This window comes from Nonomuraea harbinensis, assembly GCF_019396385.1.
Classification (GTDB): domain Bacteria; phylum Actinomycetota; class Actinomycetes; order Streptosporangiales; family Streptosporangiaceae; genus Nonomuraea; species Nonomuraea ferruginea.
This window is the reverse complement of sequence record NZ_JAHKRN010000036.1, coordinates 24,247-50,913: the sequence shown is the minus strand read 5'-3', so window position 1 is coordinate 50,913 and position 26,667 is coordinate 24,247. Positions and strand designations below refer to the sequence as shown.

The following is a 26,667-nucleotide window of genomic DNA, read 5'->3' as shown; positions in this document are numbered from 1 at the left end:
GCCTGTGCGCGCCGACCGGAAACTCCCCGGACATTCGGCGGATTACTCAGCGGCCGAAAAGCAGGAGGCGGATTGAGGAGACTGCTGGTGGTCGTCGCGCACGGCGATGACGAGACCCTGGGCGCCGGCGCCACACTCGCGCGGCTGAGCGAGGCGGGCGTGCGCATCCGGCTGTGCGTCCTGACCCGCGACGACGGCTCCCGCGACCCCACCGGGGGCGGCGCGACCGACCGCGCCGGGGCGATCGAGAAGGCCGCCGGCATCCTCGGCATCGAGGAGGTCAGCGTCCACGGCTATGGCGACAACCGGCTCGACCAGGTGGGTCAGCTCGAACTCAACCGTACGATCGAGGCGGAGATCCGGCTCTTCGGCCCGGACACCGTGTTCACCACCAGCCTCAGCGATCTCAACCAGGACCACCGCCTGGTGAGCTCCGCGGTGCGGGTGGCGGCCCGTCCGGGGCGCACCGGCGTCACCGAGATCCGGTGCGTCGAGGTGCGGTCGGCGACCGACTGGGGCGAGGCGTCCGGCCTGCGGCCGGCGTTCTCCCCCAACTGCTGGCAGGTCGTCTCCGAGAAGCATCTCGAACGCAAACTGGCGGCGCTGCGCGCGTACGGCGGGGAGGTGGAGGAATGGCCGCTCCCGCGAAGTGAGAATGGCGTGCGGGTATTGGCCGCATATCGCGGCAGTCAGGTGGCCGCCCCCTTGGCCGAGGCCTTCGAGATAGCACGCGTCATCCACGATTAGCCGGACCGGCCGTTATTCGATCTTGATCGGTTCCCTCGGCGGGGTAATCTTCTGTCGTGAGCTCCATGCCTTCGGAAGCGATGGCAGCGATTCGTGCTCGACAGCAGGAGCAGTTCCGGCATCTCGCCAAGAGTGGCTGCGAGAAATCCGTCCTGGACGATTTCGAAGCGTTCTTGGCCGCACCGGGAACGCTGTCCCGCCCGTCATTGATCGTGCGCTGCCGGATCAGCGCTCAGGAGCTCGATGTGCGCGTGGTCGTGGACAAACCCATATCGCGGCACAGGCTGACGGATTCCCTCCTGCCCGCCCTGCGGCGCACGCTTCCCCGGATACGTCACCGCGCGGACTTCTTCGTGCTGCTGAGCGACAGCGTGTACGTGTCCCCTGCCGGCCGGGCCGAGTTCGTCCAGTTCCTCAGGAGGGCGCCGCTGCTGAGATGTGACCGGCGTGACGGCGACGACATCAGCGCGCACTCCATCCTCATCCCCGACTTCGCCATTCTCGGGCCCCGGTACGCCGGCGAGCTCGCCGCCATCGCGAAGGCGTCCGCGGCGATCCCGTTCGAGCGGCGCCTCGGCCTGATCAAATGGCGGGGCACGCTGTCGGGTCCCGGATACCCGAACTTCGGCAACCGGCGCGACTTCGCCCGCTACGCGCTGCTGATGGCCTCGCGCAAGCACCCCGAGGTGCTGGACGCGCGCCTCATCACGTACGACAACCTGACCGACAGCGAGTCCGCGCTCGCGCTGCGACGCCACCTGCGGGAGCTGTTCGGCGACCCCGCGGAAGAAGTGCCCGCCGAGGGCTTCGTACGCTACAAGTACCTGATCTCGCTGGACGGCGCGGTGGCGGCGTGGAAACGCGTGCCCACGATCCTGGCTTCGAGATCTGTCCTGCTGCTGCAAGCTCAGTGGAGCCAGTTCTTCTACGCGGGGCTGAAACCGTGGGTCCACTACGCACCCGTCCGGCATGACCTGTCGGATCTGCTGAAAGTCCATGAACGGCTGGCCGAGCATCCGGAGGAGGCGGAGGCGATCGCCGACAACGGGCAGCGCTTCGCTGGGGAGATACTGCACCCGGCCGCGCTGGACACCTTCTTCGTCCACGTCGTCAACAGGTGCGGCGAGCTGTGCGGCTGACACGCCTCACACGCGGACGACGGCCGACCCGTTCTTCCTGATCTCGCCGATGCTGCGGCAGCCGGCGATCCGCATCGCGATGCGCAGCTCCTCGACCAGGAGGCCGACCGCGTCGACGACCCCTCGCTCCCCACCGGCCGCCAGCGCCCACATCACCGGCCTGCCGAGCAGGACGCCGTCGGCTCCCAGGGCGATCGCCTTGAGGACGTCGGTGCCCCGCCGGAATCCGCTGTCGATCAGCAGACCGGTGCGTTTCCCGACGGCCGCGGCGATCTCGGGAAGCATCCTGATCGTCGACTCCGTCGTGTCCAGTTGCCTGCCCCCGTGATTGGACAGGATGAGCGCGGCCACCTCCAGGTCCAGGGCCGGCGGGACGTCGAGCGGGTTCATGATGCCCTTGAGCACCACGGGCAGCGCGGTCTGTCCGCGCAACCACTCGACGTCGCTCCACGTCAGCGCGGGATCGAGGTCCGCGCCGACCGAGTGGATGGGGTTGTCGTGCACGACCACGTTCCGCCGCGCGAAATTGGCGGCGACCACGTCCGCCGGGAGGGCGAACCGGTTGCGGACGTTCCTGTAGCGCCTTCCGGTGACCGGACATCCGACGGTCAGGACGATCGCCTTGTATCCCGAGCCTTCGGCCCGCTGAATCAGCTCCTTCGTGAGCGCCCTGTCCTTGAAGATGTACGTCTGGAACCAGAGGTGCTCGTTGCCGGAATCCCTCGCGACGTCCTCCATCGCGACACTGGACATCGAGCTCACGATCATCGGGATGTCCAGGGCCTTCGCAACTCTCGCGGCCGAGACCTCTCCGCTCTCGTGGACGAGCCGGTGAAAGGCCGTCGGGCTGAACCCGACGGGAAAGCCGAACGAATGCCCCAGCAGGCTGGTCCGCAGGTCGAGGTCGGCGACGTCACGCAGGCACAGGGGCAGCAGCCGGATCCCGTCCAGGTCGCGGCGGTTGGCCCGGCTGGTGATCTCGTCGCAGGCGCCGCCGTCGATGTAGTCGAAGACGCCGGCCGGCAACCGCTCCCTTGCCAGGGTCCTGAAATCGTCGAGGCTGGGCGGTGTCATGGCGGGGGCGGGCCCTCGTCGACGGGGGCCCAGTCGCCGTGCCGGTGCACGATCTTCCACGTGCCGTCCTCACGCCGGTAGACGTGGGTGACCCGGATCGTCATCGGCTCGGCGGGCCGCCCGTCCACGGACGCGGTGAAGCGTTCGCACCCCACGGTGTAGGCGAGGTCGCCGACGATGTCGACGACCTCCACGTCGAAGCTGAGGTCACCGCACCGGGAGAACCTCGACCCCACCCAGTGGTAGACCCGGTTGAGCTCGGCGGATCCCGTGGTGCACGACCCCCAGGCGCCGAACAGGCTCAGCGGGTCCCGCGTCGACCACATGCTCATGAACGGCGCCTGGTCTCCCGAGAACAGCGCTCTCATCGCCTCGGTCTGGCGGGCGAGGGTGTCCGCGCGAAAGTCGTCGAGCTCACCCATGGGGCCTCCCGAGGCGGGACTTTCCTACAGCCGGAAAGTTATACCGGCGGGTGACCCGTGTAAACGGGTCACCGGCCGGGGAAGTCCCGACGCTTATCATGTCCTCGGTATAACCGAGCTTCCGCAACAGCCTGTCCCTTACTCCGGGCCATTCACACCGGATAATGCTGTACAGCACGGAATCCCTGACCCGGCCGTCGTCGTAGATCATGTGCTGACGGATCACGCCTTCCTGCACGGCGCCCAGAATCTTCATGGCGGCCCTCGAACTCAGGTTGTACGGGTCGGTGATCAGCTCCACCCGGTTGACCGACAACCGTTCGAAGGCGTACGTCAACGTCAGCAGCCTGACCTCCGAATTGACGAGGGTCCCCCGGGCGTTGCTCGTGTACCACGTCGAACCGAGGGCGAGGCGGCGGTGCTCGGGAGCCATGTCGTAGTACCGCGTCGATCCCACGATCCTGTCGTCCGCCCGGCGCCGCACCGCGAACGGGTAGAGCTCCCCCTTCGCGTCCCGTTCCACGGAGTAGTCGAACCAGTCGTCGAAGTCCGACCCTCGTACGGTGGTGAAGTACGTCCAGATGCTCTGGTCGTCGCCGGCGGCGGCCCGCAACGGCTCCCGATGCCGCACCGTCAACGGCTCCAGCACGACGCGGGGCCCGGAGAACGTGCCGGGCCGGGCGAATCTCATCCGCCTCCCCTCCCTCGCTGACTGGTCCTGACCTCGACGTAGTGCGGGAACGGACGGACGACGCCCGGGTCGTGGTCCAGCAGCACCACGTCGCCCGACGCGGCCACGTCCCGGAATCCGTGGAACCTGTAGGTCAGGTACATCATGCGGTTGCGTTCGTTGGCGACGAAGTCCGCCCGCAGCCGGACGCCGTGGCGCCGGGCCGACCGCACGATGTGGCTCAGCATGATCCCGCCCACTCCGCGGGTGATGACGCGGCAGGACATGACGAGCAACTTCACCAGCCAGGCGTCCGGACCCCGCTCGACCAGCGCCAGGCCGATGGTCCCGCTGGACCCGTACCGATCTTCCAGCTCGGCGACCAGCAGGAGGTGATCGGGCGAGTCCTTGAGATCGTTCAGCTCCTCGTACGCGTAGTGGCGGCCGGTCGTGTTGAGCTGGCTGGTCCTCAGCGTGAGTTCCTCCGCCCGCCGCAGATCGAGCTCCCCGGCCGGGCGGATCGTCATGCGCATGCCGAGCGTCTCCAGGAACTTCTCGCGGCTGCCCGGGGACGCGTTCTCGGCCCGGTTCCGCTGGATGTCGGCCTGGCACATCTGCCGCCTCCGCCTCGACTCGTCGGTGACGAACCGGGGTCGCATCCGGGGCAGGTCCAGCAGCCCGCCGAGGTCGGCGGCGTCGATCACGCTCACCTGAGGCAGGGCGTACCGCACCTCGTCCCGTTCGAACGCCTGATCGTCGACGAGGGCGAGGGTGTCCAGGCCGATGCCGAGCTCGCGGGCGATGATCCTGATCGACGCCGACTTGTCGGCCCAGCCGATCTGCGGATGCAGGAAGAACTCGGCGAGACCGAACTCGGTGACCTTCGCCCACGCCAGGTCGTGGTCGTTCTTGCTGGCGACGGACTGCAGGATGCCTCGGTCGTCGAGCTCGCCGACGACGGATCTGACGCCGGGCGCGAGGACCACGTCGTCGCCTTCGAGCAGGGTGCCCTGCCACAACGTGTCGTCGAGGTCCCAGACGACGCACTTGATGCCCGGCCCCTGCTGCTCAGCCCGCATGCTCACACTCCGTCGCCGTCATCGCAGGTACGGCCGCTGGAAGGCGTAGTCCGCCAGGGTCACCTGGTGGATCTCGTGGGTCCCCTCGACGATCCCCATGACGGTGGCGTCACGCAGATACCGGGCGACCGGGTAGTCCGTGGTGCAGCCGTTCGCCCCGTGGAGGTGGACCGCGTCGTTGGCGACCCGGATCGCCGCCTCGGCCGCGTGGTACTTCGCCAGCGCTGTCTCCATAACGGCGCGCGGGTCGCCCGTCTCCCGCAGGCATGCGCTCCGGTAGCAGACCGCCTGGGCGGCGGTGTGCGCGACCAGCATGTCGGTGAGGTGCCGGCGGACGAGCTGGTGGTCTTTCAGCGTGCGGTCCCCCTGGGTGCGCCGCCCGGTGTACGAGACGCAGGCGTCCAGGCATCCCTGGATGATTCCGGTGCTCCCCCAGGCGACCGAGAACCGCCCGTGGTCGAGCGCCAGGTTGGCGACGAAGCCGAGTCCCGCGCCCGTGGGCCCCACCTGGTGCGATCTCGGGACCCGGACGTCGTCCAGCCGGACCTCGGCCGGCATCGACCCCCGGGTGCCGAAGATGTCCGTGACCGGTGTCACGGTGAGGCCGTCACTGTGCCGGTCCACCACGAGCGCGACCGGCTCGCGTTCGCAGTGCGCGAAGACCAGGAACAGGTCGGCGATCTGCCCGAAGGTGATCCACTTCTTCGTGCCGCTGACGAGGTAGCCGTCGCCCACCTCCACCGCCCGCGTCCCGATCGCCCGGGTCGCGCTGCCGGCGCCGGGCTCGCTCAGCGCGAAGGCGATGATCTTGCGCCCGGTGCAGAGCTCCGGCAGCCATCGCTGCCGCTGATGCCGGTCGCCCAGCGCGGTGAGCGCCTGCGCCGCCATGTTGTGCACCGTCATCAGGCTGCGCACGGACGAGCACGCCTTGCCGATCTCCTCGGTGACCAGGCCGTAGCTGACCGGGTCGAGCTCGCCGCCGCCCCACCGCGCGGGCAGGGCGGCCCCCAGGTAGCCCTCCTCGCGCATCGCGGCCAGGACGGAAGCGGGAGTGGCCTGCTGCCGGTCGATCTGGTCCGCCAGCGGGGCGATCCGCTCGGCGGCGAACCGCCGCGCCCTGTCGCGCCACCCGGCCTGGACGTCAGTCAGCCGCATGGCCGGGCCCGGGTGGCGGCTGCGTCTTCCTCAGGACGAACGCCGTCAGAGCATCGATCGAGGAGAAGTTGACGATGTCCAGATCTTCCCGCTCCGCCTTGATCGAGAACTCGTTCTCGACGAACTGGACGAGCTGCAGAGCGAACAGGGAGTTGACGAGCCCCAGCTCGAACAGGTCGTCCCCGTCTCCGACCTCCTCCATGACCGCCTGTCTGAGGTAGCTTCTGACCCTGGCTTTCACGTCCATCGGAGCCCCTGCTGTCCGGAGTAGTCGAAGAAGCCCTTGCCTGACTTCCGTCCGCGCAGGCCCGCGTCGACCATCTGCCTCAGCAGCGGGCACGCGCGGAACCTGCCGTCCCCGTAGCTCTCGTTCAGTACGTCGAGCGTACGGAGGACCGTGTCCAGGCCGATCAGGTCGGCGGTCGCCAGCGGTCCCATCTCGTGGGCCAGGCACTTGACGAAGATCTCGTCGACGTCGGCCGGGGTGGCGACCCTGTCGTGCACGACGCTGATCGCTTCGTTGATGGCCAGCATGAGAACGCGGTTGGACACGAAGCCTGGCATGTCGTTGGTGACGACCCCCCGCTTGCCCAGCCCGCCGAGGAAGCCCTGGACCGCCTCCACGGTCGCGTCGCTGGTGTGCCAGCCCTTGACGACCTCCACGACGGGCTTCCGGAAGACGGGGTTCATGAAGTGCACCCCGATGACGCGGTCGGGTCGCCGCGTCGCGCCGGCCAGGCGGGTGATCGAGATCGCGGAGGTGTTGGCCGCCAGGATGCGGTCCGGCGGGCAGATCCGGTCGAGCCGGGTGAAGACCTCCTCCTTGATCGGCCGGCTCTCCGTGCTGTTGTCCACGACGAGGTCGATGTCGGCCAGGAGGCCGTAGTCGGTCGTGCAGTCGATCCGCGACAGGATGCCGGCATGGCTGGCCTCGCGCACCCCGGCATCGAACAGGGACGCGTACCTCAGGTTCTCGCCGATGGCCGACCGTGCCCGGTCCAGGATCCCGGTCTCGACGTCCACCAGCACCACCCGGTGCCCGGCCTGGGCGAGGCACTGCGCGACCTCGGTCCCGATGGTCCCCGCACCGATGACGCCGACGTTCGGAAACTCCATGGCGACTCCCCTGCCTGTACGTCGAGCCCGCTCAGGCGGTCAGCCCGAGGTCCCGGTGGACGATCCGCTCGATGGCGGCGGCGCCGTCGAAGTCCAGCTCCGCACGCCGGTCGGGTACGCCACAGCCGATCGAGCCGATGGCCCGGGCGAACATCCCCGGCAGTTCGGAGAGGTCGAGCGACACCTCGAGGTCCACGAACTGCCGCAGCCGGGCCGCATGACGGTATTGCTCATCGCGCCGATCCCTCCAGAACGGGAAGCAGAGAATGCGGGCGTTCCCCTGCAGCGCCTCCAGGAGCGAGTTGTAGCCGCCCGAGGAGATCACCAGGTCCGCGCCGGCATGGAGAAAGGGCATCTCGTGGGTCTCCTTGTGGAGGCGCAGGTTGCCTGTTTCGACGAGGTCGCGGTGCCGCCGCGGCCAGGCGATGTTCGACCGGGGCCCCCGGACGATGTCGAAGGTGACGTCCGGGTACGCGCGGACGAGCTCCAGGCAGCCCTCGATCAGCGGCTCGCCGAGCTGGCCGCCGCCGGCCGAGGCGACCACCCAGAGGTCGCCGTCCTTCAGGCCGCGGTCCTCGCGGACGGTCTTGACCGTGTCGTGCGGCACGCCGTCCGCGACATAACCGGTGTGGACCGTCTTCCCGCGGATCGCGGGCCCGAGGTTGTACTGCGCCGCGAAGTCGAAGACCTTGCGATCGGTGGCGACCAGGATCCGGTGATAGTACGCGTCCAGATACCGGCCGGCCTTTCCGCCGAAGACCAGCCGGCGCAGGTTCGCGGTCTCGTTCAGCACGCCTCTCGTCACCAGGTACTTGAGGCATCGCGTGTCCTCGATGACCTCCGCGAGCTCCTCCCCCGCGCCCAGCGGAAGATGGTCGACGAAGATGACGTCGGGCTCGAACGCCTCCACGACCGCCGTCAGGATCGCCTTCCGCAGCCGGACGGCGCCGGCTTCGTCCAGGACGACGAACGGCCGCCGGTCCCAGTAACGCGCCTTGTCCTCCAGGAGGCTGTCCCAGCTCGGCAGGTGGACGTACTCGCACTCCTCCGGCACGAACCAGTGCGCCGCTGACCGGTGACCGGTGACGATGAGGCACGAAAGACGCCCTTGGAGCCTTCTGGCCAGGCAACCGAGTCTTCTCAGGTGCCCGATGCCGGTGCCCCTGTCGTAGACGAAGAAGATCGCCCTCTTGCCCGGGCGGTTCGACACGCTAGTTCGTCCTCCTGCGTACGAGTGACCTCCGGACGACGGCGAGGAAGTCGTCCATGTCGGCGAACGTGACGTCCGGGTAGATGTAGAAGAGAGGCTGGCCGGCCAGGGCCAGCGCGTCGTCCACGCCGCGCACGCGCACCGGGATGGCGCCGGCCCCCTCCAGGGCGAGGACCGGAAGGGTGCAGAGCTTGACGTCCTTCCTCCTGGTGAGCTTGAACACCGCTGCCCCCGCCCACGCCTGGACCCTGATCCCGGCGGCGATCGGCGTCGACAACGCCAGCTGGCCCGCCTTCGCGTGGATGGTCCAGCGCAGATGGCCTGGCAGACAGGTCAAGATGGGGTCTTCAGCGAGCTCCCGGTCGCTCTTGATCTCGGCCATGTAGTCGATCGCACAGGCCCACGACTCCCTCAGCATCATCTGCCTCAGGCGCTCCTTAACCCGATCCGTGGGCGCGAGCCCCGCGCGGGCGTCGATGCGGACGCCGGCGAGTTCGTCGGGCGGGATCGCCACATACGGTTCGAAGATGTGCGCTGTGAGGTCGCGGTAGAGAGCGTGGCGAGCATCGGCCGGCAGGGGGTCGAACATGGTGAGCGAGTCGTACTTGATCGTGTAGATCAGGGATTTCAGCAGGGAGACGAACCGGCCCTCGGCATTGGCGTATTCCGGATCGGGCTCGACCCGGGCGGCCATGGTCATGGCGGACACCATGTCGTTCGGATCGAATATCGACCACAGCACCCGCCCGTACTCCGTGCGCGCTCCGGCGGCGATCGCGCTTTTCCGCCGCCGGTCACCGGCCGGCATCGAGTCCCGGAGCAGCGACCGGTAGTCGAGGATGGTGATGTGCTCGTCGAGCCGTAACCGTTCGACCCAGACGCCCAGACGATTCCAGTAGCGCTCGACGACGCTGTCCGGCTCGTGCACCAGCTTGTTGTAGCGGCTCCCGTCGGAAACGACCGTGAATCGCGCCAGAGGCCCTTGGAGATCAGGTCTCGCCGCCCGATAGATCTGCTCGACCGTCGATACGATCTCGTTGAGACCGAGGAGGAAATTGAGCTCGGCCAGGTCGGGCAGCCGGCCGCGGGTCTTGAGCGGTGAGGAGAATTTGAACGGCAGCGCCGGAATGACCATCTCGATGGGAGAACCGGCCTCGACCCGCTCCGCCACGGTGCCGCACAGCAGCTCCCTGGAACAGCTTCGCAACGGCTCGGCGCGATACTGCCGGTCGAACATGACTTCCGTGATGACCTGAGCTGTTCCGACCTGGCGTGGATCGGCCAGCCCGTAATCCTGGTGATTATCGCGCGCCCTCGACCGTGCGGCGGCGGCCCGATGCCCGGAGAAGACGTCGCAGGCTTCACGCAGGGCGGGAATCAGGCGGTCGTGGACGGCCTCGGCATCGATATGCAGCGCCTTCGCGACGAACCGGTCCTCGTCGTAGAGTTCGAGCCGCGGATCGCCGGCGAGTTCGTGCATGAAATGCGAACTGATCACGGCCTCTTGGATCTTGTCGAGGCCGACCTGGTAGGACACCTGTTCCGGATAAGGAGCCCGGGGAAACTTCATGGCGTCAGATCGCTGCATATCCGGTCCATGTGCCGACGCCCCCTCAGCTAATACCGGCCACCTCGACGGGGCCTCGGTGCTGAAATGTCTTTCGGGACCATCCGCCGCGGGCGGAACATGGCTGAACCACTACTATCACAGCCCTATCCGGCCAACAAGCAGTCATTTCCGTGGCCGCGCCGCTCCTAGATCATCCGAACGACCTGGCCATTGACGACGGCCCCGCGAGATCGGTTCACGTCGCTTGACGTGCGCGAAGACGTGTGTCGATACTGCGATATGCGGAGCTTTGACCAGGTGGCCGTCTACGAACACAGGGCCTGGAAGGGGTTCCTGCTTCCGGCCGTTCTTCCGGGCGCGCACCGCATCACCGCCGGCCTCGGAGAGGGATTCCAGGATGTGCTTTCACGAATACCGGCCGGCTGCCGGTTATTCGTGTTCCATATCAACCTGACGCTTTCCGCCCGGGTGCCGTTCGACCGGGAAAAACTCGTCGGAGAACTGCGGGCCCGCGGCGTCACGGTTCGAAACGCCGGGATCACCGACATCTCGAAGCGCGCCGTGCAACGAGCCTGCGCCCGGGCCGGGGTCGCCACGGCCACGGCGCCCCGCCAGGGCGATCCCGGCGAACCGCTGCTGGTCAAAACGAACTGCAACTACCACGGCGTACGAGAATGCGAACTGACGCTTCCGCAGCGGCGAATGCTCGGATACGAGGCACCGCACGACATGCCGTCCTCCAGAGCGGAGGGCGAATATCGGGTGATGAGGCGCGACGAAGTTCCCCCAGCCATCTGGGCTTCGCCGCACTGGGTCGTCGAGCGGTACATCACCAATGCGGCCCATCGTTTCCATCGTGTCTATCTCGCGGGTGAGGCCATGGTCGTGTCGCGGGTGCACGACTCGGCGGTCTTCAAGAAGATGCCGGTGGGCATCACGCGCGAGAGCTACTACCTGGAGACGTCCGACGCCGGCCGCCCGGCGGCGCTCCCGGCGGACGTCGCCGGCGCCGCGGCGATGTCCGCCCGCGTCTCGGACGCCGCGCGGGTGGAGTACGGAGCTTTCGACCTGGTCAGCGACGATCACGGCGATCTCTACCTGATCGACGTCAACACGACGCCGTCCTGGGGCGACGGAGGACATCCCGACCTGCTCGCCTATCTCGGGGCGGGTCTCGTACGGAATCCCGATGGGGGATAGGCGGGAGACGGCGCTGATCCGGCTGCCCTGCCTGGAGGAGCGGCTGCGCCTGCCCCACGTCTATGCCAAGTGCGAGATGGGGAACCCGACGGGGACGCACAAGGACAGGATCGCGGGCGGGCTGGTGCTCGCCGCGATCCGCGACGGAGCGGCCGGCGTCACGGCCGGCAGCTGCGGCAACCTCGGGGTGGCCCTGAGCCGGGCGAGCCGAGCGCGCGGACTGCCGTGCACCGTCTTCGTGCCGATCCGGTACCACCGCACCCGCTCGGAAGAGATGACCGGCCTCGGAGCCGTGGTGATCGCCCAGGGGGACAACTACGAGGCGGCGGTCAGGGCCAGCCGGAGCTTCGCCAGGAAGCGCCGGCTGTTCGACGCCAACCCCGTCGGCCGTGGAGGGAGGATCGCGATCCTGGCGTACGGGGCGATCGTCGACGAGCTGATGGCGCAGTGCCCGGTGCCGCTGGGGTCGATCTGGCTGCCCGTCGGCAACGGCACGTGCGCGGCCGGGGTGCACGCCCGGCTCCGGCACCACGGCGTCGAGGTGCGCATCGGCGTGGTGGGAAGCGCCGGGAACACCGCCCTGACGGCGAGCCTCGCCAGCGGCCGCCTGGTCGAGCTCGACGCGGCGCGGCTGCTGGAGACGGAGGTGAACGAGCCGCTCGTCAACTGGTCCTCCTTCCACGCCCGCGAGGCGATGGACGCGGTCCTGGGCACGGGGGGCCACTTCTGCGACGCGACGGACGAACAACTGGTCCTGGCCAGTGACGGCATGCTCAGGCACGCCGGTCTCCGCGTGTCCCCGGCGGGCGCGGCCGGTCTGGTGGGCCTGCGGGCCTTCGCCTCACAGCTCGACCGGGCGTCGGCGCACGTGGTGGTTCTCACCGGTTGAGCTCACAGGAACCGCCGGAGCTTGCCGCCCGGCAGATTGATGGCCGGGACGTTGACGAGCTCGAACCTGGCGCCGGGGAAGCGCCCGCGCAAGACCGCGGCCAGGGCGGTGTCACCGCCGGGCCGGCCCACCCAGGAGATCACGATCCGATGGTCCTCTCCCGGCGCGACCTGGAACTGCTTCACCGGAGGATCGGCCGCCGCGACCGCCGCGCCGATCTCCTCGGCGGTGATCGAGCCGGTGCCGTCCCCGTAGGCGGCCCGCTCGCGTCCGGGCATGGCGACGATGGTCTGGCCGTCGTGGCCGCAGCCGCACTCGCCCGAGGTCACCGTCGCCCTGTCGCCGATGCGGTAGCGGATGAAGGCGTGGCGCCAGTTGAGCGCGTTGGTGATCAGCAACTGCCCCGTCCCCGTCGGGCCGAGGCTTCCGTCGCCCGCCTCCACCTCGACCGTCAGATGATCCGTCACCACGTGCATGCCGGTGCGATGCCGGCACTCGTAGGCGATCAGGCCCGCCTCGCTGGCGGCGTACGCGTCGAGCACAGAGCATCCGAGCCCGGCCTCGATGCGCGCGCGGTCGTCGGGGTAGAGGTTCTCGCCGCTGCACACGACGTAGGCCGGGGCGATGCGCCCGCCTCCGTCGTGCGCGCCGTCCAGCTCGATGAGATCCAGCAGCACCGAGGGCTTGGCGTGCAGCAGGGCGATCCGTGCGCGGCGGAGATGCTCGACGAGCGCGACGTCGGTCATCTCGTCGCGGCCCAGGATCAGCCTCCGCAGGATCGCGCCGTCCAGGGCGGGCATCACGACCGAGGTACGGAGATCGCGCGGTGAGTCGGAGATCACGAAGACGGAGGGTTCGCCCCGGACCAGGGACGAGAAGAAGGCGGGCAGCACCGTCGAGAAGCGGAGGTAGCTCGCGTGGTTGAGATCGAAGAAGCTCGGCAGGTCCCAGGCGACGCGAAGGGTGCGGCCGAAGGTGCCGTTCGTGGAGATCCGGAGGATCTCGCTGCGAGGGTCCTCGAAACCGGTGCTGATGAAGTCGAGGCGCCTGTCGTCGTGGTCGGCCCGATCGATGACCGGGAACCGGTCCAGATCGCGCACCGCGCCCTGGAAGAGGCTCCGATAATGGGGGACCGCGGCCGAGCACTCCGCCAGGAACGCCCGCTTCAGGTCTCGGCAGGTCAGCCGTTCCACCCACAAGGGGTACGCCTCGAGTGCCAGTCCGAGATTGACGCGGGCGTTCTCGCGCGAAGTCTCGTCCGCGGTGAGATCGTCTCGCTGGGTCGCCGGCATGTGGCTCAGCACATGAGCAGGATCTGGATCCCCCGCGCGCATGCGAGCCGCTCGTCGGCGATGTCGTCGATGTGCCGGCGCAGTGCGGCGCGGACGTCGTCGACCGTGCCGAGATGCTCCTCGGCGACCTCGATCACGACCCTCTGCTTCGCGCCCGCTGTCGCGTAACTGTCGTTCATGTCCCCTCCCCCATCATGGAGGTGACGCTGGCCGCGCCCCTCTATGGCTTTCTGTGCGGCGAGCGTAACACGGGGTGACATGGCCGATCCGCCAACCTTTCGTGTGGCGCCACGCGGGGGTCCGGCACGTAGGGTGAGCGCGTGTGGTACTTAGTGATCTTGTCGGCGGTGATCGCCGGCGGTCTCGCCGTCGCCCGGCGCCGGTTGGTGATCGTCCAGGTGACGGGGCCGAGCATGCTCCCGGTGTACCGCTCCGGAGATCGTGTGCTCATCCGCCGCGTGGCCGGTTCGGGACTCAGGCGGGGTCAGGTGGTGGTCTTCGAATCGGCGCTGGAAGGCCGATGGCGCACCGGCCCGCTGTCCGCCCCGAAGGACTCGAAGTGGCTCATCAAGCGGGTGGCCGCGCTGCCCGGCGATCCGGTGCCGCCGAAGGTCACGCACGCGGTGAACGCCCCCGAGGGGGCGCTGGTCCCCGAGGGGCGGCTGGTCGTCATCGGCGACGGCCCGGCGAGCGCGGACTCGCGGAACTGGGGCTATCTCCCGGCGGACCGGGTGCTGGGCGTGGTCGTGCGCAGGCTCTCCCCCGCTGAGGGGTCCGGCGTGAGCTCGTAGCCGCTGGCCTGCAGGCCGAACAGCCGCGCGTACGTCCCTTCCATCGCCATGAGCTCGCCGTGGGAACCGCGTTCGGCGATCCTCCCGTCGCTCAGCACGACGATGAGGTCCGCGTCCCGCAGGGCTCCCAGCCGGTGTGAGATCAGGACGCTGGTACGGCCCGCCCGATGCCGGCGCAGTCCCAGGTGGACAGCGTGCTCGGCCTCCGCGTCCAGGCCGGAGCTCGGCTCGTCGAGGATGAGCAGATCCCGCCGGTGGCGCATCAGGGCGCGGGCCAGCGCCAGCCGCTGCCACTGCCCGCCCGACAGGGTCACCCCGGCCTGGCGCTCGTCGTCGTCGCCGAAGAAGATCCGGCTGAGCAGCGTGTCGTAGCCCCTGGGCAGCGTGTCGAGCGTGTCGTGGATCCCGGCGCGCCGGGCGGCGGCCCGGACGGGCTCCGGATCGCCGCCCGCGGCCAGGTCGCCCAGCATGATGTTCTCGCCGGCGGTGAGGTCGTACGCCATGTAGTCCTGGAACACCGCGCCGACCCGGGCGCGCAGGTCGTCCGGGTGCACCTCACGCAGGTCCACGCCGTCCCAGTGGATGGAGCCGCGGACCGGGTCGTACAGCCGGCACAGCAGTTTGACCAGGGTGCTCTTGCCCGCGCCGTTCAGGCCGACGAGGGCGACGGCCTGGCCGTGCGGGATGAAGAGGTCCACGCCGCGCAGCACCCAGGGGTGCTCGTCGTCGTAGCGGAACCACACGTCACGCAGTTCGATGCCCGTTCGCAGCGGGGGCAGCGTGGCGGGCTCCGGGGCCACCGGGAGACCGGGCCCGGCCCGGACGACGCCGATGTAGTGCCCGAACATCAGCAGGGCGTTGTGCGCGCCCGCCCACTGGCTGACGATCGCGGTCAGGGCCGTCTGCACCCCGGCGACGGCGGCGACGAACACCGAGACGTCCCCCACGCTCAGACCTCCCGCGGCGGCGGCGAGCACGGCCCAGATCAGGCCGCCGGCCGCGACGGCGGCGCCCAGCAGGGACAGCAGCCCCTGGCTGTGCAGCGTCCGCCGGTCCAGATCCCGCTCGGCCTCGTTGACCGTCCCGAGCTCCGTGAGCATCCGGCCGCGCAGGAAGTCGCCCAGCCCGAACAGCCGCACCTCCTTGGCCGCGTCGGGGCTGGTGAGAAGGGAGCCGTAGAAGAGCTGGCGGCGCGTGTTGGAGCTGATGCCCCACATCATGCGGGCCCTGCGGCGGCTCAGCGCGAGCTGGACGCGGGCCGACGGCAGGGCGGCGGCGATGACGACGACGACCATGACCGGGCTGAGCACGGTCAGCGTGACGACGAACCCGAACAGCGTCAGGATGCCCTGGCAGATCGCCAGGGACGAGCCGACGATCTGCTGCGGAGCGTTCTGGCCGGCCTCATGGGCCAGCCGCAGCTCGTCGTGGAAGGCGGGGTTCTCGAAGCGGCTGAGCCCAGGGTCGGCGTTGACGGCCTGGAACAGCCGGTCGTAGATCAGCGTCTGCAGCCCTCGGTGCAACTGTCCCTTGAGGTAGTCGGAGACGTGCGGCAGGACCACCAGGGCCAGGCCCGCCACTCCGAGTGCGGCCGCGAGCGGGAGGAGGACGCCCTGGCCCCCGCCGTCTGCCAGCCTGTCGAGAACCAGCTTGGTCAGCCAGGCGGTCACCACCGGCGCCGCCCCCATGAGCAGCACCGTCGCCAGCGAACCCGTCAAGGCGGCCGGCTGCGCCCGCCAGGCCAGCTCGGCCGCCACCCATCCGCGGCGGAACAGGGAGACCCCGGCGGGACCTTCGGGGTCCCTCACGTGATCACCGCTCGGCCGGCGACTGCGTGGCGGGTGACGACCATCGGCGCCGGCCGGCGCGAAGCCGACCGGCGCACGTACCGCATGACGATCACTCGGCGAGGACCTTGATCAGCGCCAGGGGGTGCAGGCCGTGTAACCGGCGGCGATGCAGCACGTCCTGCGGATGGTGTAGCCGACGAACTTCGTCTCGTCCCAGCAGGTGTCCGCGGCGGCGGAGGTCTTGGGCAGCAGCTTGTCGAGCAGCCGGTCACCCAGCTTGCCCAGGGAACGGATCATGAAATCTCCTCTGTCGAGCCCCGTAAGAGGTCATGCCGGAGCGGTGATCATTACTTGCCGGCGCCTGCAACCTATGCGGACCAAGATCAGAAAATAATGATCAAGATCGTCATATCAGACGATCCCGCTTTGATGACTTTTGCTGTTGACAGATTTTTCCGGGTCCGTCAGCATCACTGACCTGCTCGATCCGCCGGCTCTGGACGCGGGTGCCCGGCCCGCCACGCATTCCGTGAGCGTACGAGCAGGTTTGTGACAGCATGGGGGCGCACCTCGATCTTCCCGCCCTCGTCTGCCACATGGCACGGTGCGGACCTCTGAACGGCTGCGGTCAGTCACGAAGCTGGGAGAGCTCGATGGAATTTCGGCTGCTCGGGCCCGTTGAAGTGTGGAACGACAGGCGCCAGGTGTCTCTCGGGGGGACCAAGCCCCGGACGCTGCTCGTGGCGCTCCTCCTCGAACCGGGCAGGGTGGTCACCAGCGAGCGGCTGGTCGAGGCGATCTGGGCGGAGGACCCGCCGGCCACCGCGAAGGGGATCCTGCACACCTATGTGGCCTCGCTGCGCCGGGCGTTCGCGGCCGCGGGGCTGCCGCCCGTCATCATGTCCCACCGCGTCGGCTACCTCGCCCAGATCCCGCCGCGCACTCTGGACAAGGACGTGTTCGAGCAGCATCTCGCCGAAGGGCGCGGCGCCGCGCGGAAGGGCCACCACCGGGAGGCGTCGGCCTCCTTCCGGGCCGCGCTGTCACTCTGGCGCGGGACGGCGCTCGGCGGCATCGGCGACTCCTTCCTCCGCGCGGAGGCGGACCGGCTGGAGGAGCTCAGGCTGGCGGTCATCGAGGAACGGGTCGCCGCCGACCTGGGAGCGGGCCAGGACCAGCAGCTCATCGAGGAGCTGACAGAGCTGGTCGCCCTGTATCCGGGACGCGAGCGCCTGCGCCGCGACCTCATGGTGGCGCTCTACCGCTCGGGCAGGCAGGCCGACGCCCTGGCGATGTACCAGCACGGCAGGCAGGTCCTGATCGAGGAGCTGGGCATCGAGCCGGGACCCGAGTTACGCGAGACCCAGGCGGCCATCCTGCGTTCCGACACCACGCTGCTGCACAGGGCGAAGGCCGCCGCCCAGCCCCGCCAGCTGCCCTCGCCTGTGCCCGACTTCACCGGCCGCGCCGAGGAGATGGCCCGGCTGAGCGGATATCTGACCGGCCCGGACGCCGTGCCGCTCTGCGTCATCTCCGGGCAGGGCGGCGTCGGGAAGTCGGCTCTTGCGCTGCAGACGGCGTACGAGGTCGCCCCCCACTATCCCGACGGGCAGCTCTACGTCGAGCTGCGCGGCACGACGGAGGCGCCCGTCACCCCGGAGGAGGCGCTGGGGCGGCTGCTGCGCGAGCTCGATCAGCCCGGCACGCCGATACCCGCCGCTCTGGAGGAGCGCGCCGCCCGCTACCGCACGCTGCTGGCCAGCCGGCAGAAGCTGATCGTGCTGGACGACGCGGTGTCCGAGAGCCAGGTGAGACCGCTCCTGCCGGGCGGCAGGGGATGCGCGGTGATCATCACCTCGCGCAACCGGCTCGCCGGGCTGGCCGGCGCGGCGTTCGTCGATCTGGGCCTGCTGCCGCGGGAGTCCGCGTTCGAACTGCTGTCACGGATCAACGGTCCCGAACGGATCGCCGGCGAGTCGGACGCGGCCTGGCGCCTGGTGAACCAGTGCGGTGGCCTGCCTCTCGCCCTGCGCGTCGCGGGGGCGCGACTCGCATCGCGCCGCCAGTGGTCGGTGGCCCGGCTGGCCGACCGGCTGGACGACGAGCACCGCAGGCTGGACGAGCTCGCCGTCGGGGACCAGGCGGTACGCGCCAGCATCGGCCTGAGTTACCAGCTGCTGCCGCCGCTGGCCAAGACCGCGCTGCGCCGGCTCGGCCTGCTCGGGATGCCGCACTTCACCGTCTGGGTGGCCGCCTCCGCCATGGAGGCGAGCCTCGACGTCGCCGAACAGGCGCTGGAGCAGCTGGTCGACGCCTCCCTCGTCGACCTCGTGGACGCGGATGCGACGGGCCAGGTCCGCTACCGGCTGCATGACCTCACCCGGCTGTTCGCCAAGGAGCGCGCGACGGCCGAGGAGACGGAGGAGGCGTGCGCGGCCGTGGTCACCCGGGTGCTGGGCGGGTGGCTGTGGCTGGTCGAGCAGCTGAGCGAGGCCCTGCCCACGGGCATGATCCCGATGCGGGCCACGACCGGGCTGACCCACCCGGTCGACGCCGAGGTGGTGCGCGCGGTGCTCGCCGACCCGCACGCCTGGTTCCGCAGAGAGGAGGAGTCGCTGATCGTCGCCGTCGAGCTCGCGGCGGCGATGGACCTCGACGAGATCGCCGTCGAACTGGCCTCCGCGTTGTCCGCCGTGGCCTTCGAGGGCAGCCAGTATCTCTTCGACAACCCGTTCGCGGCCTGGCACCGGACGCACCAGGCCGCCCTCGCCGTGGCGCGGCGGATGGACAACACGATCGGCGAGGCGAAGCTGCTCGCCGGTCTCGGCCAGCTCTCCTACGAACGCGACTCCTTCGCCGAGTCGCGCGAGTATCTCAGCCAGGCCCTGCCGTTGTTCCGCGCCGCCAAGGACACCAGGGGCGAGGGCACCACCCTCGCGGCACTCGGCGCCGCCTGCCGCGAGCAGGGATATCTTCCTGAGGCCCTGCATTTCCTCGGCAAGGCGGAGGAGCTGTGGGACGACCTCGCCGACTCGGCGGCCGTCGCGCACATCAAGCGGCTGATGGGCACGGTCCACCTCGAACGGGGGGACTACGCCGCGTCGTGGGCCTGTCTCACCGCCGCGCTAACGCTCTACCAGCAAGGCGAGAACCGCCGCGGTGAGGGGCTGACGCTGCGCAGCATGTCGCTGTACCACCGCGCGCGAGGCGAGCTCGACAGCTCGGAGGCTCTGTGCGAACGGGCGCTGGCGATCTTCGAGGACCTCGGGGACCGTCTCATGGTGGCCTACTGCCATCGTTCCCTGGCCAAGACCCGCGTGCGGCTGGAGAGATACGACGAGGCCCGCGAACCGCTGGAGGAGGCGCTGGTCACCACCCGCACTCTCAGCGACCGCTGGGGCGAGGCCTGCACCCTGCGCACCCTGGGCGAGCTCTATCTGGCCGAAGGGCGGCTCTACCAGGCCAAGAGCCACCTGGAGGAGTCGCTGCGGCTGTGGGAAACGCTGAACATCGCCCTGTTCCGCGCCCGTACCCTGCGTGACCTCGCCCTGGTCCATCAGGCTCTCGGCGACGACGCGACCGCCGAGACCATCCGGTCGGAGGCCGTGGAGGTCTTCCAGTTGTACGGCGCCCGCGAGTACGGCGAATCCCTTCCGCTGTAATGATCTGTAACGCCGCTACAGCGCTTTTGGAGCACCTGGCCGCACCATGGTGACCTGGCGTCTCACGCGGAGCGCCGACGGTCCATCACGAAGGCTTGCATGACTGAGATAGTGCTTCTATCGGACAAGCGAATCGCCGAGACATCGGTGAGGGAGTGCGGAGAACCCCTGCTGGATCTCCGCACCGTGGAGGCGCTCCAGCTTGACCTGAGGCTGGCCGATCCGGCCGGCGCCTTCGCGCACGTACGGGTGAGCGTGGCCGACCGGCTGGTCGCGGCGCAGACCCGGTTGCCCCGCGGGCTACGCCTGCTGATCGTCGAGGGCTATCGCCCGCCCGCCCTGCAGTGGCGGTATTTCGCCGACGCCCTCGCCCGCCACCGGGCCGCGCACCCGGAATGGGACGAAGGCCGCGCCCGGATCGAGACCAGCCGGTACGTCGCACCACCCGAAGTGGCCCCGCACACCACGGGCGGCGCCGTCGACCTGACCCTGTGCACCGCCGACGGCGTCGAGCTCCCGATGGGCACATCGGTCAACGCCACTCCGCCGGAGAGCGACGAGGCCTGTTACACCACCTCGGCGGACATCTCCCCGGAGGCGAGAGAGAACCGCCGGCTCCTGTCCGCGGCCATGACCTCCGCCGGGTTCGTCAACTACCCGACCGAGTGGTGGCACTGGTCCTACGGCGACCGCTACTGGGCGTTCAGCGCCGGGGCACACCACGCCACGTACGCCACGACCGACGCGCTGTGAGTTCGCGGCCTCTCGATCGGCACGGTCGTACCGCCTCACGGTAGGCGCCGTTCCTCGTTCACGGGCTGTGGCGTCGTCTGGAGGGAAGTTACAGCGGATTTGCAGGGCCCGCCGGGAGTCTGTCGACATCCGATCGATGCTTCCCCGGAGGATCCCGTGTCCCAGTCCGCTGTCTTACGCGTCGCCATCACCGGCACGCTCATCGCCTTAGGCATGGTCACCACGGCGAGCCCCGCCCTGGCGGCCCCCAACCTGCAATTGCCCTTCCCGTGCGGCCAGCAGTGGCGGCTGGACACGTGGGCGCACGCCCCCGCGCTCGACATGGTCAAGGAACCCGACCAGCACGGCACCGACGGCGCCACGTTGATCGCCCCCGCCGGCGGGACGGTGAACCAGTCCTTCTACCACAGCAACGCCGGCAACGTCATCCAGATCAACCACGGCGGCGGCTACTTCACCACCTACCTCCACCTGGAGTCCCGCGCCGTCTCGGTCGGCGCCAGGGTGAGCATGGGCACGACGATCGGCCGGGTCGGCAAAACGGGCCCCACCTCCAACGGGCATCCGCACCTGCACTTCGAGCTCGGCTACGACGCCGACGGAAGCGGTTCGGCCAGCTGGGGAACCGCGGGCTCCGAACGGGTCAGGCCCACCTTCAACGGTGTGACCTACGGCGGGTCGAACGGCCAGACCTGGCGCAACGTCACCAGCCGCAACTGTTCGTCCCCCGGGCTCGACGCTCCGGCGATGATGCGGGACGACGGCGACGGGTCCATGACGATCTACCGGTGGACCTCCAGCGGGTCCGCCTTCGGCCGCGCCTCCGACTACACCTCCGGCGGCTGGACGATGGCCAACACCGGGGATCGGGTGGCTTCCGGGGATGTCGACGGGGACGGCAAGGACGACGTGGTCGCCGCTTACCAGAACTCGGACGGGACCTTCAGCTTCCATGTCTGGAAGAACGGGGTGTCCTACGCCGGCAAGTGGTACACCTCCGGCCCTTACGCACTCGGCCCCGTCGATGGACGCCTCGTCGTCGCCGACTTCAACGGTGATGGCAAGGCAGAACCGGCCATGATGCGTGACGACGGCGACGGGTCCATGACCATCTACCGATGGACCTCCACCGGATCGGCCTTCAGCCGCGCCTCCGACTACACCTCCGGCGGCTGGACCATGTCCAACGTCGGCAACCGGGTGGCCTCCGGGGATGTCGATGGCGATGGCAAGGACGATGTCGTCGCCGCTTACCAGAACTCCGATGGCACCTTCAGCTACCACGTGTGGAAGAACGGGGTGTCCTACGCCGGCAAGTGGTACACCTCCGGCCCCTACGCCCTCGGCCCCGTCGATGGACGCCTCGTCGTCGCCGACCTCACCGGTGACGGCAAGGCAGAACCCGCCATGATGCGCGACGACGGCGACGGATCGATGACCATCTACCGGTGGACCTCCACCGGATCAGCCTTCAGCCGCGCCTCCGACTACACCTCCGGCGGCTGGACCATGTCCAACGTCGGCAACCGGGTGGCCTCCGGTGATGTCGATGGGGACGGCAAGGACGATGTCGTCGCCGCGTACCAGAACTCCGACGGCACCTTCAGCTACCACGTCTGGAAGAACGGCGTCTCCTACGCCGGCACATGGTACACCTCCGGCCCCTACGCCCTCGGCCCCGTCGACGGACGCCTCGTCCTCGGCAACTGGTAGCCCCAGAACCGACCGCATCTGCATTCATCACAGGAGGAATCGACAATGCGACGCTTAACCAGACTGGCCGCCATGGCCATGCTCTTACCTTTGGGCATCGTCGGCCCGTTCGCGGCGACGCCGGCATCGGCCGTCTCGCCGGTCCAGCAGGAGCCCCCGCCCGGCGACCCGCCGCTGCCCGAGTACCCGGGTCTGCCGTCGGACGGCGCGATACGGTCGTACGCGGTGTCGACCACCCCGGTCCCCTGCGACAACAACGGCGCCGACAAAGTCCTGACCCGCAACCAGGTGATCACTCGGGCGCGCAGTTGGCTGGCCGTGGGCGGCGTCCCCTACAGCCAGGTGAGGTGCTATCGCAACTCGTACGGCGACTACCGCACCGACTGCTCCGGATTCGTCTCGATGGCGTGGGGGCTCGGCGGCTCCGGGAGCGCCTTCTGGACCGGCAACCTAATGGACCGGGCGTTCCAGATCTCCCGCAGCTCCCTGCAGCCGGGCGACGCGCTCCTTCGGCACACCGGCAACACTTCCGAGAATCATGTGGCGTTGTTCGTCCGATGGGCGGACGGCGCCCACACGCAGCCGGTCGTCATCGAGCAGACCGGCAGCTCGGGCACCATCGAGCGCACCTGGTCCGCCAGCTACGCCGGCCTCTACACGCCCATCCGCTACGACAACATCGGCGGAGGAGGCGGGACCGAGGAGCCGGCGATGATGCGTGACGACGGTGACGGGTCGATGACGATCTACCGGTGGACCTCCAGCGGATCGGCTTTCGGCCGCTCCTCTGACTACACCTCTGGCGGCTGGACGATGGCCAATGTCGGCGACCGGGTGGCCTCCGGGGATGTCGACGGGGACGGCAAGGACGATGTCGTCGCCGCGTATCAGAACTCCGATGGCACCTTCAGCTTCCACGTGTGGAAGAACGGCGTCTCCTACGCCGGCAAGTGGTACACCTCCGGCCCCTACGCCCTCGGCCCGGTCGATGGACGCCTCGTCGTCGCCGACCTCACCGGTGACGGCAAGGCAGAACCGGCGATGATGCGTGACGACGGCGACGGATCGATGACCATCTACCGGTGGACCTCCACCGGATCGGCCTTCGGCCGCTCCTCTGACTACACCTCCGGCGGCTGGACCATGTCCAACGTCGGCAACCGGGTGGCCTCCGGGGATGTCGATGGCGATGGCAAGGACGATGTCGTCGCCGCGTACCAGAACTCCGACGGCACCTTCAGCTACCACGTGTGGAAGAACGGCGTCTCCTACGCCGGCAAGTGGTACACCTCCGGCCCCTACGCACTCGGCCCGGTCGATGGACGCCTCGTCGTCGCCGACCTCACCGGTGACGGCAAGGCAGAACCCGCCATGATGCGTGACGACGGCGACGGATCGATGACCATCTACCGGTGGACCTCCACCGGATCAGCTTTCAGCCGCGCCTCCGACTACACCTCCGGCGGCTGGACCATGTCCAACGTCGGCAACCGGGTGGCCTCCGGTGATGTCGACGGGGACGGCAAGGACGATGTCGTCGCCGCGTACCAGAACTCCGACGGCACCTTCAGCTACCACGTGTGGAAGAACGGCGTCTCCTACGCCGGCAAGTGGTACACCTCCGGCCCTTACGCCCTCGGCCCCGTGGACGGACGCCTCGTCCTCGGCAACTGGAACTGACACCACGTCTGGATAGCAGGTCCGGGCCGGAGATGCCCGGACCTGCCCCATGCGGATGACGTCCGCCCCCGGTGCCTCCACCGACGGCACCGGCGCCTCCCCCTGCGAAGGACTCCCCATGTTCAGATCTCTCATGTTCCGTGCCGGCATCACGGGCACGGCAGTCATCACCGGTTTAGCCATCTCGACGAATCCCGCTCTGGCCGATCCGACGCCCCCCATCACGGCGGCCGCGTACCAGCTCGCCCCTTGCGACCCCCGCGGCACCACCGCGCGCGACGCCAGCTTGGCCACCCAGCTCAACAGCACCCTCAACGCCAAGATGCGCGGCTACATGTCCGCCTACCGCGTCTCCTGCGCGCGAATGATCATCAAAGCCGTCCGCGACCGAGGGCTCGACCTCCGAGCCGCGGCGATCGCGATGACCACCGTCATCGTCGAGAGCAGCATCCAGAACATCAGCGAGAAGGTCGACCACACCAGCCTGGGACTGTTCCAGCAACTGGACAGCTGGGGAAGCGCCGAACAGCGTCTCGACCCCACGTGGGCCACCAACGCGTTCCTGAACAAGATGCTCCGGCTCTACCCCAACAACAGCTGGAGAACAGCACCGATCGGCGAAGTGTGCCAAGCCGTCCAGGTGTCGGCATATCCCGAAAGATATGGGCAGCAGGCCGGCGACGGCCAGATCATCGCCAACACGATCTGGCCCTACGCCGGCGGAGGTGGGACCGAGGGGCCGGCGATGATGCGTGACGACGGCGACGGCTCCATGACCATCTACCGGTGGACCTCCACCGGATCGGCCTTCGGCCGCGCCTCCGACTACACCTCCGGCGGCTGGACCATGTCCAACACCGGGGATCGGGTGGCCTCCGGGGATGTCGACGGGGACGGCAAGGACGACGTGGTCGCCGCTTACCAGAACTCGGACGGCACCTTCAGCTTCCATGTCTGGAAGAACGGGGTGTCCTACGCCGGCAAGTGGTACACCTCCGGGCCTTACGCCCTGGGTCCGGTCGGTGGACGGCTCATCCTGGCTGACCTCACGGGCGACGGCAAGGCAGAACCCGCCATGATGCGCGACGACGGCGACGGCTCCATGACCATCTACCGGTGGACCTCCACCGGATCGGCCTTCAGTCGCTCCTCTGACTACACCTCCGGCGGCTGGACCATGTCCAACGTCGGCGACCGGGTGGCCTCCGGGGATGTCGATGGAGACGGCAAGGACGACATCGTCGCCGCTTACCAGAACTCCGACGGCACCTTCAGCTACCACGTCTGGAAGAACGGCCTCTCCTACGCCGGCAAGTGGTACACCTCCGGCCCCTACGCCCTCGGCCCCGTCGATGGACGCCTCGTCGTCGCCGACCTCACCGGTGACGGCAAGGCAGAACCCGCCATGATGCGCGACGACGGCGACGGATCGATGACCATCTACCGATGGACCTCCACCGGATCGGCCTTCAGCCGCGCCTCCGACTACACCTCCGGCGGCTGGACCATGTCCAACGTCGGCAACCGGGTGGCCTCCGGTGACGTGGACGGGGACGGCAAGGACGATGTCGTCGCCGCGTACCAGAACTCCGACGGCACCTTCAGCTACCACGTCTGGAAGAACGGCGTCTCCTACGCCGGCAAGTGGTACACCTCCGGCCCCTACGCCCTCGGCCCCGTCGACGGACGCCTCGTCCTCGGCAACTGGTAGCCGCTTCGCCGAGTCACCGGGCGGCGAAGTTCTGTGTCCAGTAGATCTGCCCCTGCGCGTTCTTGGCCGCACCCACCCCGATGAGGGTGTACGAGCAGTTCATGATGTTCTGCCGGTGGCCCTCGCTGTTCATCCAGCCCCGGACCGCCTCGGCCGCCGACCGTTGTCCCATGGCGATGTTCTCGGCCAAGGCGGAGCCGGTGAAGCCGGTGGCACGGATGCGGTCGGCCATGTCGCGGCCGTCCTGGGAGTCGTGGTCGAAGTAGTCGTTCTCCGCCATGTCGGCCGAGTGCCCGGACGCGGCCTTACGCAGCCGCGCGTCGTGCTTGAGCGGGTCGCAGCCGCCCTTGGCCCGCTCGGCGTTGGTCAGCCGGACGACCTCGTTCTCCAGTGCCGTGCCGACGGACTGGACGGCCTCCTTCTTCTTCTCGGGAGCCGGCGTCTCCCTGGTGGGAGTGGGAGTGGGAGTGGGAGTGGGCGTAGGGGTCGGGGTGGGGGTGGCGCAGGTCACCCGGGTGGCCTTGGACTTGGCGGTGCCGCCCCGGTAGTCGGTGGCGACCGTGTAGTACGTGCCCGGCTCGCAGGGCAGCTTCAGGGTGATGCGACCCTTCCTGGTGGCGCCGCTCTTGATGACCGGATCGTCACCGGGGACGGCGCGCATGACCCGGACGCGCAGCAGCGCCGGGTGCTGACATCCACGGCGCACGGCCGAGGCCCGGATACCGAGGGCGGAGACGCCCGGCTTGACCACGCTCACGCGGCACTCGTCCGATTCGGGGGCCGGCTCGGGAGTCGCCTCCTCGGTCTTCGCCGGTGCGACGCCGCCCACCGGCTCGGCCGCCTCGGGCGCCGCTCCGCTGGTGGACGGGGCGCAGGCGGTGAGGCCGGCGACCACGGCGAGTGCCCCTAGGGTTCGGCGCATGAGGGTTCCTCCAGGGGAGGGGAGACGCTGGTGGTCCCGCATTCTGCCGGTTCCGATACTGACTTGTCACGACAATACGGAC

At 69.0% G+C, this 26,667-nt stretch carries 24 protein-coding genes; 10 read left to right on the top strand and 14 right to left on the bottom strand.

Features of this window, described 5'->3' with window-relative positions; all coding sequences use genetic code 11:
• The first annotated feature begins 72 nt into the window (after positions 1 to 72).
• Both KME79_RS30485 and KME79_RS46570 read left to right on the top strand, forming a co-directional pair.
• Entirely contained in the window at positions 73 to 747 is a 675-nt protein-coding gene (locus tag KME79_RS30485; protein WP_219547971.1) for a PIG-L deacetylase family protein, read from the top strand.
• A 245-nt stretch (positions 748 to 992) separates the two neighbouring features.
• Entirely contained in the window at positions 993 to 1,886 is an 894-nt protein-coding gene (locus tag KME79_RS46570; RefSeq protein ID WP_219547969.1) for a glycosyl transferase family 90, read from the top strand.
• 6 nt (positions 1,887 to 1,892) lie between these two features.
• Here the strand turns inward: KME79_RS46570 and KME79_RS30475 are convergent, their stop codons facing one another.
• Genes KME79_RS30475 through KME79_RS30435 form a run of 9 tightly spaced genes read right to left on the bottom strand, consistent with a single transcriptional unit; the run spans position 1,893 to position 10,200 of the window.
• Positions 1,893 to 2,960, bottom strand: a complete 1,068-nt coding sequence (locus KME79_RS30475) for an alpha-hydroxy acid oxidase (RefSeq protein WP_219547967.1) — start codon at positions 2,958 to 2,960, stop codon at positions 1,893 to 1,895.
• A complete protein-coding gene (locus KME79_RS30470; protein WP_219547965.1) occupies positions 2,957 to 3,382 on the bottom strand; it encodes a YybH family protein in 426 nt (141 codons plus the stop codon). Before KME79_RS30470 ends, KME79_RS30475 begins: the two co-directional genes overlap by 4 nt.
• Complete coding sequence (locus KME79_RS30465; protein ID WP_219547963.1) at positions 3,375 to 4,031, bottom strand: GNAT family N-acetyltransferase; 657 nt, start codon at positions 4,029 to 4,031, stop codon at positions 3,375 to 3,377. The genes KME79_RS30470 and KME79_RS30465 overlap by 8 nt, the downstream gene beginning before the upstream one ends.
• A 38-nt stretch (positions 4,032 to 4,069) precedes the next feature.
• On the bottom strand, positions 4,070 to 5,131 hold the full coding sequence (locus KME79_RS30460; RefSeq protein ID WP_219547961.1) for an HAD-IIIC family phosphatase: 1,062 nt from the start codon (positions 5,129 to 5,131) through the stop codon (positions 4,070 to 4,072).
• A gap of 18 nt (positions 5,132 to 5,149) precedes the next feature.
• Positions 5,150 to 6,286: an acyl-CoA dehydrogenase family protein gene (locus KME79_RS30455; protein WP_219547959.1), complete on the bottom strand. Its 1,137-nt coding sequence runs from the start codon at positions 6,284 to 6,286 to the stop codon at positions 5,150 to 5,152.
• Positions 6,273 to 6,488, bottom strand: a complete 216-nt coding sequence (locus tag KME79_RS30450) for a phosphopantetheine-binding protein (RefSeq protein WP_219547957.1) — start codon at positions 6,486 to 6,488, stop codon at positions 6,273 to 6,275. Before KME79_RS30450 ends, KME79_RS30455 begins: the two co-directional genes overlap by 14 nt.
• Before the next feature lie 35 nt (positions 6,489 to 6,523).
• On the bottom strand, positions 6,524 to 7,402 hold the full coding sequence (locus tag KME79_RS30445; protein ID WP_219547955.1) for a 3-hydroxyacyl-CoA dehydrogenase family protein: 879 nt from the start codon (positions 7,400 to 7,402) through the stop codon (positions 6,524 to 6,526).
• A 31-nt stretch (positions 7,403 to 7,433) separates the two neighbouring features.
• Entirely contained in the window at positions 7,434 to 8,612 is a 1,179-nt protein-coding gene (locus KME79_RS30440; RefSeq protein WP_219547953.1) for a glycosyltransferase, read from the bottom strand.
• Position 8,613: 1 nt separating this feature from the next.
• Positions 8,614 to 10,200, bottom strand: coding sequence for an L-tyrosine/L-tryptophan isonitrile synthase family protein (locus tag KME79_RS30435; protein ID WP_219547951.1), 1,587 nt, complete (start codon positions 10,198 to 10,200; stop codon positions 8,614 to 8,616).
• A gap of 279 nt (positions 10,201 to 10,479) precedes the next feature.
• Between KME79_RS30435 and KME79_RS30430 the strand changes: the two genes are divergently transcribed.
• Both KME79_RS30430 and KME79_RS30425 read left to right on the top strand, forming a co-directional pair.
• Positions 10,480 to 11,382, top strand: coding sequence for a hypothetical protein (locus KME79_RS30430; RefSeq protein ID WP_219547949.1), 903 nt, complete (start codon positions 10,480 to 10,482; stop codon positions 11,380 to 11,382).
• Complete coding sequence (locus tag KME79_RS30425) at positions 11,372 to 12,271, top strand: pyridoxal-phosphate dependent enzyme (RefSeq protein ID WP_219547948.1); 900 nt, start codon at positions 11,372 to 11,374, stop codon at positions 12,269 to 12,271. The genes KME79_RS30430 and KME79_RS30425 overlap by 11 nt, the downstream gene beginning before the upstream one ends.
• A gap of 2 nt (positions 12,272 to 12,273) precedes the next feature.
• Here the strand turns inward: KME79_RS30425 and KME79_RS30420 are convergent, their stop codons facing one another.
• Together KME79_RS30420 and KME79_RS30415 are read right to left on the bottom strand one after the other, a co-directional pair.
• Positions 12,274 to 13,563, bottom strand: a complete 1,290-nt coding sequence (locus tag KME79_RS30420; RefSeq protein WP_219547946.1) for a phenylacetate--CoA ligase family protein — start codon at positions 13,561 to 13,563, stop codon at positions 12,274 to 12,276.
• Between the two features lie 5 nt (positions 13,564 to 13,568).
• Positions 13,569 to 13,742: a hypothetical protein gene (locus KME79_RS30415; protein WP_187280999.1), complete on the bottom strand. Its 174-nt coding sequence runs from the start codon at positions 13,740 to 13,742 to the stop codon at positions 13,569 to 13,571.
• Between the two features lie 141 nt (positions 13,743 to 13,883).
• On the opposite strand from KME79_RS30415, the gene KME79_RS30410 reads away from it, so the two are divergent.
• On the top strand, positions 13,884 to 14,354 hold the full coding sequence (locus KME79_RS30410; RefSeq protein WP_219547944.1) for a S26 family signal peptidase: 471 nt from the start codon (positions 13,884 to 13,886) through the stop codon (positions 14,352 to 14,354).
• On the opposite strand, the gene KME79_RS30405 is transcribed toward KME79_RS30410, so the two are convergent.
• Positions 14,276 to 16,162: an ABC transporter ATP-binding protein gene (locus KME79_RS30405; RefSeq protein WP_219547942.1), complete on the bottom strand. Its 1,887-nt coding sequence runs from the start codon at positions 16,160 to 16,162 to the stop codon at positions 14,276 to 14,278. The two genes, KME79_RS30410 and KME79_RS30405, sit on opposite strands and share 79 nt — an antisense overlap.
• Before the next feature lie 111 nt (positions 16,163 to 16,273).
• The gene (locus KME79_RS30400; protein ID WP_187280998.1) at positions 16,274 to 16,441 is read right to left on the bottom strand and encodes a hypothetical protein; all 168 of its coding nucleotides are present in this window, start codon (positions 16,439 to 16,441) and stop codon (positions 16,274 to 16,276) included.
• 356 nt (positions 16,442 to 16,797) lie between these two features.
• Here KME79_RS30400 and KME79_RS30395 point away from each other — a divergent pair, with 356 nt between their 5' ends.
• The 5 genes from KME79_RS30395 to KME79_RS30375 all read left to right on the top strand — a co-directional run bounded on the left by KME79_RS30395 (position 16,798) and on the right by KME79_RS30375 (position 25,663).
• Entirely contained in the window at positions 16,798 to 19,806 is a 3,009-nt protein-coding gene (locus KME79_RS30395; RefSeq protein ID WP_219547940.1) for an AfsR/SARP family transcriptional regulator, read from the top strand.
• 147 nt (positions 19,807 to 19,953) lie between these two features.
• The gene (locus KME79_RS30390) at positions 19,954 to 20,559 is read left to right on the top strand and encodes a M15 family metallopeptidase (protein ID WP_308249106.1); all 606 of its coding nucleotides are present in this window, start codon (positions 19,954 to 19,956) and stop codon (positions 20,557 to 20,559) included.
• A 156-nt stretch (positions 20,560 to 20,715) separates the two neighbouring features.
• Positions 20,716 to 22,272 carry a M23 family metallopeptidase gene (locus tag KME79_RS30385; protein WP_219547936.1) on the top strand — a complete coding sequence of 519 codons (1,557 nt, stop codon included), beginning with the start codon at positions 20,716 to 20,718 and terminating at the stop codon, positions 22,270 to 22,272.
• Positions 22,273 to 22,317: 45 nt separating this feature from the next.
• The gene (locus KME79_RS30380; protein ID WP_219547934.1) at positions 22,318 to 23,952 is read left to right on the top strand and encodes an FG-GAP-like repeat-containing protein; all 1,635 of its coding nucleotides are present in this window, start codon (positions 22,318 to 22,320) and stop codon (positions 23,950 to 23,952) included.
• Between the two features lie 118 nt (positions 23,953 to 24,070).
• Positions 24,071 to 25,663 (top strand): FG-GAP-like repeat-containing protein, encoded by a 1,593-nt coding sequence (locus tag KME79_RS30375; RefSeq protein ID WP_219547932.1) that lies wholly within the window; start codon positions 24,071 to 24,073, stop codon positions 25,661 to 25,663.
• Between the two features lie 13 nt (positions 25,664 to 25,676).
• On the opposite strand, the gene KME79_RS30370 is transcribed toward KME79_RS30375, so the two are convergent.
• Positions 25,677 to 26,585 (bottom strand): CAP domain-containing protein, encoded by a 909-nt coding sequence (locus KME79_RS30370; RefSeq protein ID WP_219547930.1) that lies wholly within the window; start codon positions 26,583 to 26,585, stop codon positions 25,677 to 25,679.
• Positions 26,586 to 26,667: the final 82 nt, after the last annotated feature.